Origin of the sequence: Pseudoalteromonas sp. MEBiC 03485 (assembly GCF_004195145.1) — a bacterium.
Lineage (GTDB): Bacteria > Pseudomonadota > Gammaproteobacteria > Enterobacterales > Alteromonadaceae > Pseudoalteromonas > Pseudoalteromonas apostichopi.
Window position 1 is genome coordinate 1,693,075 of record NZ_SGBT01000001.1, and the last position, 17,780, is coordinate 1,710,854.

Annotated in this window: 21 protein-coding genes; 10 read left to right on the forward strand and 11 right to left on the reverse strand. The window is 41.1% G+C overall.

Going from position 1 to position 17,780, the window contains the following annotated elements; translation table 11 throughout:
- Positions 1-50: 50 nt before the first annotated feature.
- Entirely contained in the window at positions 51-617 is a 567-nt protein-coding gene (locus tag EVU92_RS07800; protein WP_130050735.1) for a phosphoribosyltransferase family protein, read from the forward strand.
- Between the two features lie 35 nt (positions 618-652).
- Here the strand turns inward: EVU92_RS07800 and EVU92_RS07805 are convergent, their stop codons facing one another.
- On the reverse strand, positions 653-1,309 hold the full coding sequence (locus EVU92_RS07805; RefSeq protein ID WP_130050736.1) for a Crp/Fnr family transcriptional regulator: 657 nt from the start codon (positions 1,307-1,309) through the stop codon (positions 653-655).
- A 268-nt stretch (positions 1,310-1,577) separates the two neighbouring features.
- Between EVU92_RS07805 and EVU92_RS07810 the strand changes: the two genes are divergently transcribed.
- A complete protein-coding gene (locus tag EVU92_RS07810) occupies positions 1,578-1,808 on the forward strand; it encodes a YgjV family protein (RefSeq protein WP_130050737.1) in 231 nt (76 codons plus the stop codon).
- A 12-nt stretch (positions 1,809-1,820) separates the two neighbouring features.
- On the opposite strand, the gene EVU92_RS07815 is transcribed toward EVU92_RS07810, so the two are convergent.
- The 5 genes from EVU92_RS07815 to EVU92_RS07835 all read right to left on the reverse strand — a co-directional run bounded on the left by EVU92_RS07815 (position 1,821) and on the right by EVU92_RS07835 (position 4,594).
- The gene (locus EVU92_RS07815) at positions 1,821-3,461 is read right to left on the reverse strand and encodes an amidohydrolase (RefSeq protein WP_130050738.1); all 1,641 of its coding nucleotides are present in this window, start codon (positions 3,459-3,461) and stop codon (positions 1,821-1,823) included.
- A 93-nt stretch (positions 3,462-3,554) separates the two neighbouring features.
- Positions 3,555-3,788, reverse strand: coding sequence for an EF-hand domain-containing protein (locus EVU92_RS07820; RefSeq protein ID WP_130050739.1), 234 nt, complete (start codon positions 3,786-3,788; stop codon positions 3,555-3,557).
- 4 nt (positions 3,789-3,792) lie between these two features.
- A complete protein-coding gene (locus EVU92_RS07825; RefSeq protein WP_130050740.1) occupies positions 3,793-4,026 on the reverse strand; it encodes an EF-hand domain-containing protein in 234 nt (77 codons plus the stop codon).
- A 103-nt stretch (positions 4,027-4,129) separates the two neighbouring features.
- Entirely contained in the window at positions 4,130-4,357 is a 228-nt protein-coding gene (locus EVU92_RS07830; RefSeq protein ID WP_130050741.1) for a hypothetical protein, read from the reverse strand.
- A 9-nt stretch (positions 4,358-4,366) separates the two neighbouring features.
- Positions 4,367-4,594 (reverse strand): EF-hand domain-containing protein, encoded by a 228-nt coding sequence (locus EVU92_RS07835; protein ID WP_130050742.1) that lies wholly within the window; start codon positions 4,592-4,594, stop codon positions 4,367-4,369.
- A 312-nt stretch (positions 4,595-4,906) separates the two neighbouring features.
- On the opposite strand from EVU92_RS07835, the gene EVU92_RS07840 reads away from it, so the two are divergent.
- The 4 genes from EVU92_RS07840 to EVU92_RS07855 are packed head-to-tail and all read left to right on the forward strand — an operon-like array spanning position 4,907 to position 8,748.
- Positions 4,907-6,364, forward strand: a complete 1,458-nt coding sequence (locus tag EVU92_RS07840) for a HAMP domain-containing sensor histidine kinase (protein WP_130050743.1) — start codon at positions 4,907-4,909, stop codon at positions 6,362-6,364.
- 1 nt (position 6,365) lies between these two features.
- A complete protein-coding gene (locus tag EVU92_RS07845; protein WP_130050744.1) occupies positions 6,366-6,893 on the forward strand; it encodes a hypothetical protein in 528 nt (175 codons plus the stop codon).
- A gap of 2 nt (positions 6,894-6,895) precedes the next feature.
- The gene (locus tag EVU92_RS07850) at positions 6,896-8,239 is read left to right on the forward strand and encodes a sigma 54-interacting transcriptional regulator (RefSeq protein ID WP_130050745.1); all 1,344 of its coding nucleotides are present in this window, start codon (positions 6,896-6,898) and stop codon (positions 8,237-8,239) included.
- Positions 8,240-8,247: 8 nt separating this feature from the next.
- Positions 8,248-8,748 (forward strand): DUF1543 domain-containing protein, encoded by a 501-nt coding sequence (locus EVU92_RS07855; RefSeq protein WP_130050746.1) that lies wholly within the window; start codon positions 8,248-8,250, stop codon positions 8,746-8,748.
- A 42-nt stretch (positions 8,749-8,790) separates the two neighbouring features.
- On the opposite strand, the gene EVU92_RS07860 is transcribed toward EVU92_RS07855, so the two are convergent.
- From EVU92_RS07860 to pdsR, 4 genes are all read right to left on the reverse strand, one after another.
- A complete protein-coding gene (locus EVU92_RS07860; protein ID WP_054551195.1) occupies positions 8,791-9,000 on the reverse strand; it encodes a hypothetical protein in 210 nt (69 codons plus the stop codon).
- 50 nt (positions 9,001-9,050) lie between these two features.
- Positions 9,051-9,221 carry a hypothetical protein gene (locus EVU92_RS21560; protein ID WP_167658756.1) on the reverse strand — a complete coding sequence of 57 codons (171 nt, stop codon included), beginning with the start codon at positions 9,219-9,221 and terminating at the stop codon, positions 9,051-9,053.
- A gap of 111 nt (positions 9,222-9,332) precedes the next feature.
- The gene (gene pdsS / locus EVU92_RS07865) at positions 9,333-11,459 is read right to left on the reverse strand and encodes a proteobacterial dedicated sortase system histidine kinase (RefSeq protein ID WP_130050747.1); all 2,127 of its coding nucleotides are present in this window, start codon (positions 11,457-11,459) and stop codon (positions 9,333-9,335) included.
- The gene (gene pdsR, locus EVU92_RS07870) at positions 11,459-12,148 is read right to left on the reverse strand and encodes a proteobacterial dedicated sortase system response regulator (protein WP_130050748.1); all 690 of its coding nucleotides are present in this window, start codon (positions 12,146-12,148) and stop codon (positions 11,459-11,461) included. The genes pdsS and pdsR overlap by 1 nt, the downstream gene beginning before the upstream one ends.
- A gap of 219 nt (positions 12,149-12,367) precedes the next feature.
- Between pdsR and pdsO the strand changes: the two genes are divergently transcribed.
- Genes pdsO through EVU92_RS07885 form a run of 3 tightly spaced genes read left to right on the forward strand, consistent with a single transcriptional unit; the run spans position 12,368 to position 15,689 of the window.
- Positions 12,368-13,105: a sortase-associated OmpA-like protein PdsO gene (gene pdsO, locus EVU92_RS07875; protein ID WP_130050749.1), complete on the forward strand. Its 738-nt coding sequence runs from the start codon at positions 12,368-12,370 to the stop codon at positions 13,103-13,105.
- A 26-nt stretch (positions 13,106-13,131) separates the two neighbouring features.
- Complete coding sequence (locus EVU92_RS07880; RefSeq protein ID WP_130050750.1) at positions 13,132-15,117, forward strand: marine proteobacterial sortase target protein; 1,986 nt, start codon at positions 13,132-13,134, stop codon at positions 15,115-15,117.
- Positions 15,105-15,689, forward strand: a complete 585-nt coding sequence (locus EVU92_RS07885; RefSeq protein WP_130050751.1) for a class GN sortase — start codon at positions 15,105-15,107, stop codon at positions 15,687-15,689. The genes EVU92_RS07880 and EVU92_RS07885 overlap by 13 nt, the downstream gene beginning before the upstream one ends.
- On the opposite strand, the gene EVU92_RS07890 is transcribed toward EVU92_RS07885, so the two are convergent.
- Positions 15,599-16,543 (reverse strand): DMT family transporter, encoded by a 945-nt coding sequence (locus EVU92_RS07890; protein WP_130050752.1) that lies wholly within the window; start codon positions 16,541-16,543, stop codon positions 15,599-15,601. The two genes, EVU92_RS07885 and EVU92_RS07890, sit on opposite strands and share 91 nt — an antisense overlap.
- 125 nt (positions 16,544-16,668) lie before the next feature.
- Here EVU92_RS07890 and proB point away from each other — a divergent pair, with 125 nt between their 5' ends.
- Positions 16,669-17,772 (forward strand): glutamate 5-kinase, encoded by a 1,104-nt coding sequence (proB, locus tag EVU92_RS07895; protein WP_130050753.1) that lies wholly within the window; start codon positions 16,669-16,671, stop codon positions 17,770-17,772.
- Positions 17,773-17,780 lie beyond the last annotated feature (8 nt).

The following is a 17,780-nucleotide window of genomic DNA, read 5'->3' on the forward strand; positions in this document are numbered from 1 at the left end:
TTATTAAATTAGCTACACTTGAATGATCATTCACACTGGGGTCTCTATTTATGTCAGATAAGTGCTATATCACTGCGCAGCAGCTTCTTGAAGATTCATTTCGTGTTGCGGCACAAGTTTATGAAGATGGTTTCCGTCCTGATTTCATCATTGGTATTTGGCGTGGTGGTGCTCCAATTGGTATCGCAGTTCAGGAATATTACGATTATAAAGGTATCGAAACTGACCATATTGCAGTGCGTACTTCATCGTATTACGGTATTAACCAGCAGTCAAAAGAGATCAAAGTTCACGGTTTGCATTACATCATTGAAAATGCGAATGCAGATAACTCATTATTAATCGTTGATGACGTGTTCGATTCTGGCCGCAGTATTTTTGCATTGAAAGAAAAGCTTTCTGAATTAATGCGTTTGAACTTACCACGTGATATTCGTGTTGCATGTCCATACTACAAGCCAAAGAACTCAAAAGTAGACATGGTGCCAGATTATTATATTCATGAGTCTGAAGAGTGGTTAGTATTCCCTCATGAACTTTCAGGCTTAACGCCAGACGAAATCATCGAAGGAAAGTCTGATTTAGCTAATATTCACGACATACTTTTAGAAAAATAAGCATCATTTTTACAAAGTTATGAGTGTTCTTACACTCATAACTGCGCAAAACTTTCGACGTAGTCACTAAGCTTGTCGATATCTACCACTTGTAAGCCTTGAGTACTTCTCTTTACTAAGCCTTTTTCAACTAATTCTGTTACAACGCGTCTATAAGCTCTTTCGGTGGTGGCAAAGCGCTCAGCTTCTGCATTTACGGTAGGGTAGGCACGCAGTAATGTTGGGTTATTATTCTCAGCTCTTAATAAGCAATCTTTAGCTATGTTGTAGCTAAGTGGTAATAGCAGCTTATCTAAATTTATTTTTTGGTTTTCTTGGAATTTAGCAGCGATTGTTTGCGCTGTGTATAAGCTTAGCTCTGGTTTTTCTAATAGTAGTGCACGCCAATGTTTAAGCTCAATTAGGTTATAACTTACATCACTAAAGCACGTTACTGTGTAAATACAGGGATAATTATTCAGTGCTTCAATCTCACCAATCAGGGTGTTATTACAGTCAAGTTGACCTAAAAGAAGGCGTCGGCCGTTACCCACGTCATAGCTGAATGACACCGTGCCGCTTCTAACTAATACGAGTTTTGATAAAGGTTGATCCTGATGGATCAGCACTTCTTTTTTAGCTTGTTGAAAACTGCTGCCAGCAAATGTCAGTAATTGGTCAACAAGATAGCTTGAAAAATGATATTGAAACATTAACGCCGCTCTTCGGACAATTGTCCTATTTATTACATCTTAATGACGTTAGCATTAAGATTCTAAGAATTTACGCTAACTTGCTAGTAAGGTGTTTCACGTTACTGATACCTTCATTTCCCGTGTAATGATTTTAAAGCCAAGATTTTTCTGCAGCTTTACAAGGTTTTTAGTAAGTTAGCTTTTTTATTTTATTGTCAAAGTAGCACTGAGTGCGTCAAAAAAAATGACAAGCTCCAATGCTAACCTAAAGCCTAGGAGAGAACAATTGAGTTGGGAATATTTAGGCTATTTAGCGTCAGCACTTTTGGTTGCTTCTTTGACAATGAGCGATGTTGTTAAGCTACGTTGGCTTAACCTAGCAGGATGTATTGCATTTACCTTCTACGGGCTGGCAATTGGTGCTGTTCCTGTGGCCTTTACCAATGGTTTACTAGCATTTGTGAATATTTACCACATCATAAAATTAAAGCGTCAGCAAAAAGCTGACGCTAAGTAACACTTAGTAATACTAATCTTCTTTTTTATACTTAAGCTGGCCCGCAATCCAAGTTTGTGTCACGTTTATATCGTGGATCTCTGAGACTGGCGCTTTGTAATAGTCTTTATCAATCAAGATAAAGTCAGCCCACTTTCCTTGCTCTAAACTGCCAAGTTTAAACTCTTGATGTGCAGCATATGCACCACCTAAAGTAAAAGCACGTAAAGCTTCATCACGCGATAGTAGCTCTTGTGGTCGCCAGCCGCCTTCTGGCAGCTGATTATGATCCATGCGAGTAATGGCTGAATATAAGCCGTCAAACGGATCAGCAAGCTCTACTGGAAAATCAGAACCCGCCGCAATCACTGAGCCTTGCGCTAAAAAGGTTTTCCAAGCGTAAGCCCCTTCAAGTTGTTTTTCAGTTAGACGTTGCTCTGCCATATGCATATCAGATGTTGCATGAACAGGCTGCATTGATGGAATGATTTTTAACGTTTTAAAACGAGGAATGTCTTCAGGAGTAACAATTTGTGCATGTTCAATTCGGTTACGAAGTAAAATTCCACCGGTTTTTTTAAACACATTTTCATAGGCATCTAGCACTACGTGATTGGCTTTATCACCAATTGCATGGGTGTTAGCACTAAAGCCATGGGTAAAGCTTAAGTTGAATAGTTGCTCAAGCTTTTCTTGGGTTTCAAGCATTAAGCCATGGTGATTTTTTCGATCTGCGTATTCCTCGATTAGGGCTGCACCACGACTTCCTAGCGCACCATCTGCATACACTTTGACACTACGAATCGACAGCATGTCATTCATATCTTTATATCGGCCCGCTTTAAGCATTGTTTCTAGCTGAGGATCAGCAGCACTTAGCATAGCTACTATTCTAACGGGAAGGGTGCTTTGTTCAGAGCGCTGCTTATACACTTGCCAGGTATCATAATCGATACCGGCATCATGGGTTGATGTAATCCCTAAACTAAGTAGATGTTTACCTGCATTATCTAATGCAGTATTAATGCTGGCATGGCTTGCTTTTGGTACATGCTGAGTAATAAGCGTTTCGGCTTTATCAATGAATACCCCTGAAGGTAAACCAGAATCCAGTTTTATAATTTCACCACCGGCAGGAGAGCGAGTTTCTTTGGTGATACCTGCAAGCTCCATTGCTTTTGAATTTACCCACACAGCATGGCCATCAACTCGAGAAAGCACTACGGGTTTGTCTTTTAAATACTTGTCTAAATCAGCAGCATTTGGGAACTGTCCACCAGGCCACTGCTCTTGGTTCCAACCTCGACCAATGATCCAGCCTTGTTTATCTTTAGCAAACTCAGCTAGCATTTTGCCAACTTCATCTGCCGAGCGAGTACTTCTAACATCAAGTTGTGAAAGGTTATTACCTAAACCAATCACATGGCCATGGGCATCAATCAAACCAGGCAATAACGTGGCTTGTTGGCCATCAATCGTGGTGGCATCAGGAAAGCTTTTTTTGATTGAATCATTACCGGTTTTTACAACTTTACCGTCTTTAAAAACCAGTGTTGAAAAGTGTTGAGTTTCACCTTTGTAGGTTGGTGTGTAACCATTTACATTGTAAATTACTGTGGTATTGGCAAAACAACTTATCGAAGCTGTTGCCAGTAAGCTGATGATGAGTTTCATAATCTTCTAATAGTTTTTATTGAATTATGAAAACATTATCAGAGTTGCAGTAAACTGCAACTCAGCAGCAATTAAATAATCAAATAGACATTTTTATTTACTTGCGTAGACCTTAAATTCACTCAGCGATAATTTATTATCTTTATCGCTGTCGTAATTTTTAAAACGTGACCATAGAGCAGGATCTCTTGCAGACTCTGAGCGAGTAAGGTAGCCATCGTCATTACGGTCAAGTTGTTTAAATTTTTCACCAATACTATCTGCAGCAAAACCCAATGTGCTAAATCCACAACATAAAATTAGGCTGGCAAAGGTTAATTTTGACATTACTTTAACTCTTGTTTGTTAAATAGTGTTTAAATTCTAGGAGCGAAATTTGTTGATCTTTATCTGTATCCCACTCTGCCATGCGTTTTTGCAAGTGTGGTTGGGATGACAGTTCTTGCAAAGACAAAAAGCCATTTTTGTCTTTATCTAAGTGATCAAATCTTTGTTTTACATCCAATGCTAAGCTATTGAAGCTTATTGTAATTAAGGTACATGAAGCAAGCCAGAAAATTCTCATAATTACACTCCTTTATAAATAAAAGTGCTTGCCATAATTTAACTCCCATAATTTAAATCCGTTTACACATTCCCTCTGGGATTATGGCAAGCACTTTAAGCCGTTAAGGTTTGAATTTTTCAAACTCTTGTTCAGACAAAACTTGATCGCCGTTTTCATCTAGGTCGGCAAATTGCTTAAGTAAGTTATCGTGCTTAGTCGCTTCAGCTAAAGAAATCTCACCGTCGGCGTTTGTATCAAATTTAGCAAATCGAACATCCATTTGTGATGCTAAAACGGTAGCGCTGATAACCAAAAACATGAGTGAAAACGCTGCTAAAAGTTGTTTCATTACAATCTCCTATTGAATAAACGACTGAAACTCAGAAAATGAAATTTGACCATCTTGGTTACTATCTATTTGAGTAAAGTTGCTATGTAATAATGCATCTTCAGATGCCTCTGCTTCACTCAAAAAGCCGTTACTGTCTTTATCTAGCTCGTTAAAAGTCGTTTGCAGATCGAATGCATAACAGTCTACCGTAACTAGGTTTATCAACACTGCGGCTGAAATGGCCGTAATCTTCATTTTGTGTCCTAAATGACTAATTTACTTTGTAGTTATCAAAATTGGTGCCAGTTTTTAAATGTGTTAATTATCAGTGGGTTATAACTTTTGTGTGGTTTTTAATGCGAAATAGTTACAGAGTATTGTGTCTTTTTTGCAACGCTTTTTAGGCGACTAAGCTTTATTCACCTTGTTTCAATGAGTTAGCGTGTTGCTAAATAGCAACTATGTATCAGTTTTTGGGTAAAAGTCAGTACTTTTTAAGGTCGGATTCAGCGAGTGTCTAAGTTTATTCACTAATAATCAGCATCAGCAATTATGTTGAGAGTGAATATGCAAAATAAAGTAGCGATAAAAATGAAACAGTTAGTCAACTGGCGGCCTAGTCTCATTAGTCAGTTCGTTTGTAGTATTTTGCTGTCTTTACTGCCGTTATCTTTAGTGGTGATTTTGTTTTTAAATGCCCTTAATAAGCAGCTTGCGCTGACCCAAGAAATCGTCGGTGACAATTACGAACTTACCAAAGCATTCAATAATCTTAAACAAGACTTAAATAGTTTAGAAAGGGCGACTCGACAAAATTGGGTGCTTAAGAGTGAATCTCTCGATAGCCTGATTGCTAACAAGTGGCAATCTTCTTTGCAAAGTGTTGATGAGCTTATTTTTTTGAGCCCTGCAGCTGATTATGTGTCGCAGTGGCGTCAGCTTGCTGAGGTATTACAATTTGCAGAGCAGCATTTGCTAGTTGAACAAAAGCAAGATGGTGAGCTGTTTGCTCCTGCTAGCAAGCTTATCAGTGAACAAACAAACTGGCTTAAAGAGCAAAATGAATTACGGATCACAAAAAACCAACAGCAATTAAAAGCATTACAAGCTTCATTTATTAATTGGTTAATAGCATTAATTCCACTCACGCTATTGGTAGGTGGTGGATTTCTATGGCGGATAAGCGGACGCCTACGAGAGCTTACCAATGTTATTGATAAATTAGGGCAAGGGCACTGGCAGCAAAAAATTCATGTCCGTGGTTCTTCAGAGTTAGTTGAATTAGGCAATAAACTTGAATGGGTACAAGCACAGTTACATATGCTTGAGCAGCAAAAAGATACTTTTTTGCGTCATGTGACACATGAGTTGAAAACCCCCCTAGCTTCTATGGTTGAAGGCACAGATTTACTTGCAGATGAAATTGTTGGCCCAATCAATAGCGAGCAACAAGCAGTCCTTGAGCTAATAACACAAAGTATGGTGCGACTTAGAGTCATGATTGAAAGCTTATTGAGTTACAACGCTATCCGCACTAGTAAGCAAAGCCTGAGCGAGCTTAATTTTAACGTGATGATGAATAAAATTGAGCGTCATTTTGAGCACCGACTATCTGCGCGTGACTTATCCATTGTTTGGGTTAACGAGTTACCAAATAAAGCCTTGTTTATATCAATAGAACTACTTGAAATGGTGCTTATTCAGCTGACCTCAAATGCGTTAAAGTTTTCGCCAGAACATGAGTCAGTGATAATCAAGGCAAGCTTAAAGCAGGGGCAATTAATTTTGAGTGTAAGCGACTTAGGCGAAGGCATTGATGATACTGAAAAAGCCGCTGTGTTCGGGGCTTTTTACCAAGGCAAGAATGCAAAACAACATACTGAAATGAGCAGCGGACTGGGTTTAACCATAGTCAAAGAAACCGTAGATCAATTAAACGGTAAGCTCTATATTACTGATAATGACCCTCAAGGGTGTGTATTTACAGCCATTTTACCAATTCAATTAACCCAAGGAGTTAACTGATATGGGCTTAGCTAATAAAGCCAGTTTTATGCTTGTTATAGGCACGTTTTTTATAACTGGGTGCACGCTCACGCAAAAGAATGTTGAGCCAGAACAAGTAGAGCCGAAAGCAGAGGTTAAACCTGATGGGCAACCTAACCCTAAACCTCGACCAAAAAGTGAGCCTTTGTATCCGTCCGCAAGTACCGTTATTGCATGGCATGCTGCCAAGTGTGGTGGCTTTAAAGCAAAATCTGACAAAGTAAATTATGTTGGTGAAAATGAACTAAAACGTCTTTTTGAGTCGATATGTTTATTCGCTGCTTCAGAACCTGAAAAGGCCCTTAACCTGCTTGATAAAAGCGACCGTGCTTATTATTGGCCAGATGATATTAAGCAGTATCTTTGGCTACAAAAGCAATATTTACAGCAAAGTTTAGCGGCAAAACAAGCAAAGCAAGCGCTGAGTGATGAAATGGAAAAAACCTTATCGTCGCTTGCGACTATCGAACAACAACTTCTGCTACGTGAAGAAACCAAGGAGCAGTAACCATGAATGAAGTAACAAAACCACGAGTTTTATTAGTTGATGACGATGCTAGTTTATTAAAGTTATTGGCGATTAGAATTGAGTCTAAAGGCTACTTGGTAAGTACTGTTGAAAGTGGCATTGAGGCATTACAAGCGCTAAAAAGCCAAACCTATGATGCGGTGATCACTGACTTAAGAATGGATGAAATGGACGGCATGGCCCTGCATCGCCAGCTGCAAAGTCGTTATCCTTCGATGCCGGTGATTATGATGACAGCGCATGGTTCGATTCCTGATGCAGTTGAAGCAACTAAACAAGGTATATTTGCGTTTATTACCAAGCCGGTTGATAAAGATGAGCTGTTCGACAGCCTTGCTAAAGCTATCGAGATCCATGGTGTACATGGTGATGAAACACCGACACAAACAAATATTGTCACCCGCAGCGGCGCGATGTTGCATTTACTTGAGCAAGTTAAATTGCTTGGCCCAACGCAAGTGAATGTGTTGATTTCCGGTGCCAGCGGAACAGGTAAAGAGCTGCTAGCACAAGCGATACATCAACATAGCCATGTTAGTAAAGGGCCATTTGTTGCTATTAACTGCGGCGCTGTGCCGGGGGAGCTTTTAGAATCTGAATTGTTTGGTCATAAAAAAGGCGCGTTTACAGGCGCGGTAAAAGATCACCAAGGTTTGTTTCAACAAGCCCAAGGTGGTACCCTTTTTCTAGACGAAATAGGTGATATGCCGCTAAATTTACAAGTAAAGCTGCTAAGGGTTTTACAAGAGAAAACCATTCGCCCTGTGGGCTTTCAAGAAGAAATCCCAATTGATGTGAGGGTGATGTCAGCGACTCACAAGAACCTCCCTGAGGCAATCAGCAACCAGCAATTCCGTGAAGATTTATATTACCGATTAAATGTGGTGAACTTAAAACTCCCCCCGCTTTGTGAGCGCAGAGAAGATATTAGTTTGCTAGCACAGCATTTTGCAGGTTTAATTGCTAAACGTATGGGACAAGAGCAAAAGCAATTTGCTAATGATGCGATGCATGCCTTGGTTCGCTATGACTGGCCGGGTAATATTCGTCAATTACAGAATGTGATAGAGCAGGTAGTAGCCCTAACACCCGGTAAAGTGATTGCAGCTCAGCTCGTAGAAAGTGCATTAAACAGCAACGCTAGTATTGCTGAGCCGCTTTCTTTAAATGATGCAAAAAAAGAATTTGAGCGAGATTATTTAATTAATACGCTGAAAATGTCAGCGGGTAATGTTGCCGAAGCCGCTAAGCTTGCGAAACGTAATCGCTCAGATTTTTATAAATTAATTAAAAAGCACAATATTAATGTTGAAAGCTTAATATAAGGAAAAACATGGCACTTTTTTTAGTCTATTTGGGCGGTCGTATTCAAGGATGCCACATTGAAATGCACGATGTTAGATTTGTCGTAGGCGATAACATTGAACAAACCTATTCAAAGCTTAAAGCACAGTGGGTGGGTGATAAAAGCAAAGTACATATGGATAGCTACATGCAAATTCAGCATATCGATGGCTATCAGGTTGAAGTAGTTGATACTCAACATAGCCAAGCTGAAAAACTGTATTTTGTGAATTTAGGTGCCTATCGAGCAGATAGCCTTGCTGAGCAACATGATTTTGCCTTGTACGTTGCGCGTAGCAGTGAAGAAGCAAAGCAACGCGCTAAAGAGTCTTTATTGGCTGGAATGACTCATCTTCATAAAGATGATTTACACGATGTGGACGATTGTTTTGCGATTGATTTGCTTGATAGCAACTTATCAATCAAATTAACGCCAAGTGGGCAGGCACAAGCCATGAAGCCCGACTGGTTTGGTTATCATGTATTGTGATATCTATGCTCAATAATACTTAATTAAGCGAGTTGGTATTAACTATTCTTGGTTATCGTTTTTGCTGGCAACTTTAAAGGCGATAATTACTAATCCAAACAAGGCAAATGGAAGTGCAGCAAGTAAATACTCAACGGTATGACTGTCTTGATAGTTAGGCTGAAGTAGGAAGTGCCCTGCAACACAAAGCAGAATAGCCACGAATAAAACAGGCAGTAAAATCAGTTCTTTTTTAGGTGAGTGTTTTTTCATTACAGAATGCCATCTTTAGAAAGTGCGCCATTGTAATGATCTCGGCTTACTCAGGTCAAATAAGTTGCTTTGTAGTTCGCTTTATATTGCGCTGTATCAACTTTTTTTGTATCAGTTTTTACTGGCTGCTTTTTTGGAGCCGCTTGTTTATCTGTTACTTCATTATGGTTAAATAGCCCCATAATGAATTCAATCTCTTCACGTTGTAATCCAGATCGCATGATGCTCTCCAAAAATATTTTCCTTTTGTAATACAAATATTACGTTCTGTAATCTGAATTATTGGTGAATATAACGTCTCTAAACTGTAATCATATGTAACGCAAATGTGCTTATTTAATAGGCAGCTTCACAGTAAACACAACACCTGTGCCATCATCTAAATTTTCTGCCAATACCTTACCCTGATGGTAATCACAAATAAGCCTTACAATGTAAAGACCTAAGCCTAAATGAGGCTGCTGCTGATGTTGTTGGCTCCTCACAGATACCATTGAGTCAAAAATGTGTTCAACTAAACCATCGGGTAACAAAGGCCCTTGATTGCTAATCGTTAATAGCGCATGTTGATCTTGCTTGGTTAAGCTAACTGAAATTGTGCTTTGTGGAGTTTTAAATTCAAGTGCATTGTTGATAAGTTTATCGAGTAATTGGGCAATAAACTCTGGTGCGCCACTGACATTTAATGGTTCTTTATCAAGCGATAGAGTAAATAGGCTTTCACCATAGGTTATTTGATAGCCTTGCATACATCCAGTGATCACCTTGGTGAGATCAAACTCTTCTGTTTCGGCGTTTTGAATGCTTTGTTCTAGACGTGTCGCTTCACTCATGGTGGTAATAATTTTACCTAATCGCTCAACCCCTTCACTGGCACGGTCTAAGTATTTTTGGCTGAGCTCAGATTGTGGCTGCATTTGTAAATTTTCAAGTGATGAACGAACAACAGCCACAGGTGTACGCAGCTCATGGGATAGCCGTGATGACATATTTTCTAAATAATCAGTATAACCACTTAAGCGACTAACAATATTGGCAAAGCTGCGAGAAAGGTCGCCAATTTCATCATTAGAGTCGGCATAGGTTATGTTGCCAGTGATTCGCCCTTGGGCATCAATGGCTTGTTCAGCATTATCACGTAAGCGGCGGATACGGCTGGAAATTCTTGAAGCAAAAAAGAACAGGGTCACAGTGCCAACAAGCATCACCGCTAAAATGACATTAAATAGCTTTTCTAGTGACTTGTTACGTAATGTACGCACGCCGTTGGTAGTTTCTTCTGCGATTACTGCACCAATTACTTTATCTTGGATCCAAATAGGGTAGGCGGCCGATAAAATAACGGCTTTGTTATCTGGAGTTAAGCGCCATGATGATGCGGGTTTTCCTTTTAAGGCACTCGCAATATGTGTGCCTTGCATCGCTGCTACGTCATGTAAGGTATCAATGAATTCATTCTCTGGGCGCGTCAGAATCTTATAGTACAGAGGGTGTAAGTAATCTTGCTCAAATCGTTGCCACCAGGTTGTTGCGGGCTCCTCTTTTAGGCCGTCTGCCCAAACGCCATCGGCATGATGAATAGAGCCTGATTGCGCAAGTACACGATGATGGTTATCGACCACCCAAATTCGACTGCCACTGTGGCCCATGCCTTTCAAAATACGGTTAATTTCTGGCGAAGGCACTAAAACAGAGCCGATATCATTGGGGTTTTGTAGGTTTGAGGTCGACATAAGCTGAGGCTCAACCTTGTCTTCATCCCAATCTTCAATCGCAAAACCGAGCTTATTACCTAGCATCGCAAGCGGAAAACGCAACTCTATATTGTAACCTGTGTCGGTGCTTTTAAAATAACCTTGGATTTTCGTGACCGGCTCTTGTGTTGTAGCATCAAATGCATTGACCCAGCCATCTTGACGAGCTGCCACCACATAACTTTTAAATTCACCTTCAGGTGTTTTTAACATGATTTGTAAGTGATCATTGCGAGTAAAGCTAAGCACATTTTTAGCACGATACACCAGTGAACTGTCTGTTACTTTAAATGCTGCATAAAGGTAGTTTTCGTATTTGCCTACCATGTGATCAAAACTTAGATCACTATCTTGATGATCGTTACTTAACCCCTGTAAGTAGCGCTTGTCATAATGCCAAAATAAACTTTGATAAGGTTGCCACTCCGACAATTTACCATCAAGTTGAATCGGGTTATTTAGGTTATAGGCATATAAATCTCGACCTTTTACAACTTGATCTAAAAAATTGGTTTGCGAGTCAAACAAAGCGGGCCGCTCATGTAATGCCGTTGCTAGCGCGCGGGTTGTACCAACTAAGGTTTTTTCTTGGCCTTGTCTTAAGAACTTTTCCATTTCCCAAACATATTCATAGCCAAGCCAAGGCAATAAAAACAAAAAGCAGGATAAGAAAATAAACTTTGTTCTAAGCCCAAAACGCAGCATTAAGCTTGCTCCCAGCGGTAACCCATACCGTACACTGTATCAATGCAGTCAAACGCATCATCTAAGGCGATAAACTTTTTACGAATGCGTTTTACGTGCGAGGTAATGGTGCTGTCATCAACATAAATTTTCGCATCACTCATTAATTCGTTACGGCTTTTTACATGGCCTGGGCGCTGTGCAAGTGAATGCACCATCCAAAATTCTGTCACAGTTAAATCAACCAGTTGCTCTTGCCAAAAAACCTGCATGCGCTGGGTATCTAACTTTAATGGACCGCGATGCAAAAGAGCGGCTTGATCAGCTGGTTGGTCGAAGGCATCAAGGCGCCTAAACAATGCGCCAATGCGAGCAGCAAGATGTGCCATACTGATGTCTTTGGTTAAGTAATCGTCAGCTCCCATACGCAGGCCGCATACGGTATCAATTTCGCTATCACGGGCGGTTAAAAATATAATCGGTAAGGTTTTAGATAGACTGCGTAATGTTTGGCAAAGTAAAAAACCACCATCCACTTCATGGCCAAGGCCAATATCAACAATGGCTAAATCTGGTAAAGATTGACTAAATGCCAGTTCAGCACTGGCTCTGTCAGCAAAGCCTACAACTTGATAGCCCTGAGCACTGAGCATTTCTGTGTAGTTTTCGCGGATTGCTGTTTCATCTTCAACGATTGCTATTTTCTTCATTGTTAATACTTACTTAAATTCTTTCTATAGCGAACTATACCTAATTTTTTGCCTTGCGTACTGGCAAAAACGCGATTGCCATTTTTCTGCCACAATTGCTCAGCAGTTTGCCTTTTTTGATCCCTTTTATTGCCATTTCGACTTGTTTCAATAGCTCCATACCAAGTTCGCAACACCAACCAATGTTGCCAAGCAATTAAGTAGAAAAAGGATTAAACCATGAAAAAATTAATTATTGCCGCTGTCATCACATCAGCTCTAACTGCAACCCCTTTTGCAGAAGCTGCGAGTAAAACAAAACAAGAGACACCGAAAGAAACGGCCATTGGCCTAGGTGCTGGTGCAGTTGTAGGTGGCATAGTAGGAGGCCCAGTTGGCGCATTTATTGGCGCGTTTGCTGGTGGCTTAATTGGCGAAAAAGAAGCGGCAGAAAACACCATTGATGAGCAAGCCCACGCATTAGTTTTAATGAAAGATCAAACCGCAGATTACCAACAAGTGATTGCTGATAATGAAGCCCTTAGTGAGCAACTTGAATTATTAGCTGATGAAAAAGAGCAGTTACTACAAGCCCAATTAAACACCTTACTGGCTATGACGGTACAGTTTAAAACCGGCTCTAGCGAAATAGCTCCGCACTTTGCTAATCAACTCGACAAAGTCGCGCAGTTACTCATAGCCCAGCCAAATCTTGCTATCGATTTAAGTGGTTTTGCTGATCAGCGCGGTGATGAGCTAGCTAATTTAATGCTCTCGAAACAGCGTGTAAATGCAGTGCAAAGTTATTTGATTAAGCAAGGCGTGCCTCATACCCGTTTAACCGCAACCGCCTTTGGTGAGCAGCAAAGTGTCGCTGATTCAAATAACTACGAAGACAACGTGTTTGATCGCCGCGTAACCTTAACGACACGCCCTGTGGCACAAAGTCGCTTACGCACAGCGCAAAGTAACCACTAATTCATCTGTCGATGGAGTGACATAATATGTTGAGTAACCGTACCAAAAGGCTTCTTTTTGGGAGCCTTTTTATCCTCTTATTAGGCTATGCCGTTAATCCAGCATTTGCTGAAAATGCCAGTGCCGAACTGCGTTTTTATGATGACTCAAATAGCCAAGTGTCGTCGGGTTTATTAGTGAAAAACGATGTCACTATGAAGCTCACCGGGCTTATTAATCATGTTGTTGTTAAACAGCGTTATCAAAACCCGCACCCATTTTCGGTAAATGCCCGGTATGTGTTTCCGTTGCCTGATGAAAGTGCTGTTCATGCTATGCAAATGCAAATTGGTGAGCGTATTATCACAGGCAATATTGCCCTTAAGCAGCAGGCTGAACAGCAATTTGAGCAAGCTCAAAAGCAGGGTAAACATGCCGCTTTAGTGCGTCAGCAACGTGCTAATATTTTCTCTACCGATGTGGCAAACCTTGGAGCTGGTGAAGAAATTGAAATCACCTTGCAATATCAGGAGATCATCGGTTTTCGTGATGGTGTATTTTCATTGCGTTTTCCTACAACGATTACACCACGTTACGAACCTTTGACGGCAGCGCTTCAGCAAACAGTTAATACAGAGAAAAAGTTTGAGCCAACAACTGACACAGAGCAAGTGGCATCAGCTTGGTTAAAACCTGTTTTTTACCGTGCGAAAAGCCAAGAGTCTGATGCGAGCTTAAATCTTGCTATTGCGATGGATATTGGCCTTGAACTGAGTGATATCAGTGCTAATTTAGCGGGCATGCAAATCGATAATCCAAGCTTTGGTCAGTACCAATTATCACTTAATCGTGATGTTCCAATGGATAGAGACTTTGAGCTCGAATTTAAACCCCTTGATAAAGCCCATTCACAAGCTGCATTTTTTACCGAAACAGTAGCAGGGCAAGAATATGGCTTACTGATGTTAGTACCGCCAAGCGATCACTTTACCTCGCAGGCACGCCTTTCGCGTGAAATGGTGTTTGTTATTGATACCTCAGGCTCAATGCATGGTCAATCTATGGAACAGGCCAAACAAGCCCTGTTCTATGCCTTATCGTTATTAGATGAAAATGACAGTTTTAACATTATAGGTTTTGATGACGAAGTGTCGGTATTAAGTGATACACCTATGATTGCCAATGATTTTAACATCCGCCGCGCAGAGCGCTTTATTTATGGTTTACAAGCAGATGGTGGCACCGAAATAGCAAAAGCACTGACTCAGGTACTTGATGGTAAACAGCATGATGGTTTTGTACGCCAAGTGGTGTTTTTAACAGATGGCAGTGTTGGTAATGAAACGCAGCTATTTAAGCAAATTCAAACGGGTTTAGGTGACAGTCGGCTATTTACTGTCGGTATCGGCAGCGCACCTAATAGCTTTTTTATGACAAGGGCTGCCGATATTGGCCGTGGTACTTTCACTTTTATTAGTAGTACCAGTCAAGTACAGCCAAAAATGCAACTGCTTTTTAATAAGCTGGCACACCCCGCTGTTACAAAGCTTGCTCTTGAAGGCGATAAAGGTGCACTTGAATATTGGCCATCGCCGTTACCGGACCTGTATTTTTCTGAGCCTGTTTTGGTTGCAGTAAAGCTTGATGGTAGTCAGCACTTAACGTTAAAGGGGCAAACAAATTCAGGGCCAATGACCATTAATTTAGCAACGACTAATGCCGCAAGCGGTGAAGGTATAGCAAGGCTTTGGGCAAGACAAAAAATTAAGTCTCTGCTGCTATATAACGAAAAACAGGCGGTACGCGCAGAAGTCGAAACATTGGCACTTCAGCATCATTTACTCAGCCCTTTTACAGCCTTTATTGCGGTTGATAACTATGCGGGTAATGAGATTGCAGAGCGTTCAATGCAAGTACGAAACAAACTACCGAACGGCATGACACTTCCGCAAACCGACGGACAAAGCCGGGTGTTTATGCTACTGGGGTTGATGTTGATTGCATCCTCGTGGTTATGGCAATGGCGACGCTAAAAAAAGCGCTGCCAGTTTGCTGCGCATTACTAGGTATCGCATTGTTTGCTAATGGGGGATATATGCAGGCGAAGGCTTGGCTTGCTCAGGTGTTAATTGAGTCGGCTTGGCAGCAAGCTTTGCTGAGTCCTTATGAGCAAGTTAGGCCTTGGTTTTACGCCGATGGTTATGTCACCGCACACATAAATTGGCCAAGTCAGCAGCAAGAATTGACAGTACTTGCTGGTGCATCGGGGCGAAACCTCGCGTTTGCCCCCGGCCACTTTTTGCCAAGCGGTGAACTTGGCAGCTCAAAAGGGGTGTTAATAGCTGGCCATAACGACACCCACTTTGCATTTCTAAAACATGTTGTAGTGGGTGAGCAGTTCAGTGTGCAATTGCAAAATGGCCAGATTGAACACTATCAAGTTCGCAGCATAGATATTATTCATCAAAGCGAACAGGACTTTTTAGCTCAATCAGGCCTTTATTTATTAACCTGTTACCCTTTTGACTCGTTAGCTTCTGGAACTGAGTTTAGGCTACTGGTGTCGGCTGATAAATTATCGTCTACGTCAACTTTGAGTTCTTGATGGCGCTGACTAACAATAACACCGGCGAATACTACCGCAATACTCACCCATTGCCATACGGTTAGTACTTCGCCTAGTAGAATGGCTGACAAAATTAACGCAAAAATTGGAATCAGGTTTGAGTAAGCGGCAGCGGTTAACACCGACACCTTACTGATGGCGTAATTGTACATGCCATAGCCACCTAAAGTGACACAAGAACCTAAATATAAAATGCTCAGTAGGGCACTTAAATCGTGCTGATTTTCGCTTGGTAATTCGATAAAAAATAAAAAAGGCGCAAAGAACAAGCTACCACTAAACCCTTGAATTGCTATTAAGGTCAGCGGTGAGTAACGCGCTACTAAGTGTTTTACACTCACGGTATAAAATGCGGCGCATACCATCGCCATCAGCTCTAAAAAGTTACCAAGCAGTGGATTAGGGGCTTGTTCAGTACTTGGTGATAATAGCGTTAATAAAATACTGCCACCAATACACAAGGTAAAACCAACGACGATGGCTTTACTGATGTACTCTTTTAATATTAAGAACGCCAAAATAGCGACAATAATTGGCAAGCAAGAGACAATTACCCCTGCTTGCGATGCAGAAGTGTATTCTAGTGCATGGCCCTCAAATAAATAATAAAAGCAAGGCTCAGCTAGTGACATACCAATTAAGTACTTCCAGTCACCTTTTTTAAACTCAAAACGGATTATGTAGCGCCATAAACATAAGCTAATCAATAACGTGGTCAGCATTCTTAAAAAAATGACTAACACAGGATCATAAATATTGATTGCGTGCTTTAAAGCAATGTAGGAGCTGCCCCATAAAAAGGTCGCGATAATTAAGCATAAACTGGCTGGCATAGGTGTCGCTATTGAGTAAAAAAACGAGAACGCGATCCTAGCATGAATTTATTTAACTTGTTCAAAAACTGTTAGCTGGTATATATATACCCAAACTACCTCAATATGCAGAATATAAGAATCAAATGCAAAGACCACACGTCGTTGTTGTAAAGCTGGGCACAAGTGTGCTGACAGGCGGTACCGACAAATTAGATAAAGCGCACATGGTTGAACTTGTTCGCCAATGTTGCGAATTAAAAAAACAGGGTTATCAGGTTGTTTTAGTATCAAGCGGCGCGGTTGCTGCAGGTCGTGAGCAACTAATTACCCCCTGTGGTCGTTCTTTGATTGAAAAACAAATGCTTGCTGCTATCGGCCAAGGCCAGCTTATTCATATATGGCAAAGTCTGTTCGCTTTGTATGGGGTGAATGTTGGGCAAATGCTCTTGACCCGCGCCGATGTAGAAGACCGTGAACGTTACTTAAATGCCCGCGATACCTTAAATGCGCTACTTGCACATAATGTGGTGCCAATTATTAACGAGAACGACGCCGTGGCAACCGCCGAGATTAAAGTGGGCGATAACGATAACTTATCTGCTTTAGTCGCGATATTAGCGAATGCAGAAAAGCTGTTACTGTTAACTGACCAAGAAGGCTTATTTACAGGCGATCCTCGCTCTGATGCCAATGCAACGCTCATTAATGAAGTAGAGCACATTAACGATGAGTTAAGAGAGCTTGCTGGTGGCAGTGGTACAGCTTTGGGGACGGGCGGTATGGCAACTAAACTGCAAGCTGCCGATATTGCACGTCGCGCTGGTGTAGAAGTGATTATCGCCAAAGGCGCGGGTAAAAATGTGATTCTAAATTGCATGGCCGATGAGCTCCCTGGCACGCGCTTTTTAAAACTAAAGGCACCAAAAGATGGCCGTAAAAAATGGCTACTTGCAGGGCCAAAAAGTACGGGCCAGTTGGTAATAGACGATGGAGCGATCGTTGCGCTTAAAGAGCGTGGCGCAAGTTTGTTAGCGAAAGGAGTCAAAACTGTACGTGGCTGTTTTGAGCGCGGTGATTTTATTGACGTCGTGTCGAGTCAGGGGCAATACATTGCTAAAGGACTTGTAAACTTTAACCATCAAGAAATTGATCAAATTAAAGGTTGTCATTCATCGCAAATTACTGAGCTGCTTACATTTGCATCAAGCAGTGAAGTAATTCACCGAGATGATATGATTTTGTTATAGTTTTTTAG

What these genes read in the sequence shown, in the direction of transcription:
- EVU92_RS07800 (WP_130050735.1), top strand. Translation starts at nt 51, where the DNA reads ATGTCAGATAAGTGCTATATCACTGCGCAGCAGCTTCTTGAAGATTCA.
- EVU92_RS07805 (WP_130050736.1), bottom strand. Translation starts at nt 1,309, where the DNA reads ATGTTTCAATATCATTTTTCAAGCTATCTTGTTGACCAATTACTGACA.
- EVU92_RS07815 (WP_130050738.1), bottom strand. Translation starts at nt 3,461, where the DNA reads ATGAAACTCATCATCAGCTTACTGGCAACAGCTTCGATAAGTTGTTTT.
- EVU92_RS07820 (WP_130050739.1), bottom strand. Translation starts at nt 3,788, where the DNA reads ATGTCAAAATTAACCTTTGCCAGCCTAATTTTATGTTGTGGATTTAGC.
- EVU92_RS07825 (WP_130050740.1), bottom strand. Translation starts at nt 4,026, where the DNA reads ATGAGAATTTTCTGGCTTGCTTCATGTACCTTAATTACAATAAGCTTC.
- EVU92_RS07830 (WP_130050741.1), bottom strand. Translation starts at nt 4,357, where the DNA reads ATGAAACAACTTTTAGCAGCGTTTTCACTCATGTTTTTGGTTATCAGC.
- EVU92_RS07835 (WP_130050742.1), bottom strand. Translation starts at nt 4,594, where the DNA reads ATGAAGATTACGGCCATTTCAGCCGCAGTGTTGATAAACCTAGTTACG.
- EVU92_RS07840 (WP_130050743.1), top strand. Translation starts at nt 4,907, where the DNA reads ATGCAAAATAAAGTAGCGATAAAAATGAAACAGTTAGTCAACTGGCGG.
- EVU92_RS07845 (WP_130050744.1), top strand. Translation starts at nt 6,366, where the DNA reads ATGGGCTTAGCTAATAAAGCCAGTTTTATGCTTGTTATAGGCACGTTT.
- EVU92_RS07850 (WP_130050745.1), top strand. Translation starts at nt 6,896, where the DNA reads ATGAATGAAGTAACAAAACCACGAGTTTTATTAGTTGATGACGATGCT.
- EVU92_RS07855 (WP_130050746.1), top strand. Translation starts at nt 8,248, where the DNA reads ATGGCACTTTTTTTAGTCTATTTGGGCGGTCGTATTCAAGGATGCCAC.
- EVU92_RS07860 (WP_054551195.1), bottom strand. Translation starts at nt 9,000, where the DNA reads ATGAAAAAACACTCACCTAAAAAAGAACTGATTTTACTGCCTGTTTTA.
- EVU92_RS21560 (WP_167658756.1), bottom strand. Translation starts at nt 9,221, where the DNA reads ATGCGATCTGGATTACAACGTGAAGAGATTGAATTCATTATGGGGCTA.
- pdsS (WP_130050747.1), bottom strand. Translation starts at nt 11,459, where the DNA reads ATGCTGCGTTTTGGGCTTAGAACAAAGTTTATTTTCTTATCCTGCTTT.
- pdsR (WP_130050748.1), bottom strand. Translation starts at nt 12,148, where the DNA reads ATGAAGAAAATAGCAATCGTTGAAGATGAAACAGCAATCCGCGAAAAC.
- pdsO (WP_130050749.1), top strand. Translation starts at nt 12,368, where the DNA reads ATGAAAAAATTAATTATTGCCGCTGTCATCACATCAGCTCTAACTGCA.
- EVU92_RS07880 (WP_130050750.1), top strand. Translation starts at nt 13,132, where the DNA reads ATGTTGAGTAACCGTACCAAAAGGCTTCTTTTTGGGAGCCTTTTTATC.
- EVU92_RS07885 (WP_130050751.1), top strand. Translation starts at nt 15,105, where the DNA reads ATGGCGACGCTAAAAAAAGCGCTGCCAGTTTGCTGCGCATTACTAGGT.
- EVU92_RS07890 (WP_130050752.1), bottom strand. Translation starts at nt 16,543, where the DNA reads ATGCCAGCCAGTTTATGCTTAATTATCGCGACCTTTTTATGGGGCAGC.
- proB (WP_130050753.1), top strand. Translation starts at nt 16,669, where the DNA reads ATGCAAAGACCACACGTCGTTGTTGTAAAGCTGGGCACAAGTGTGCTG.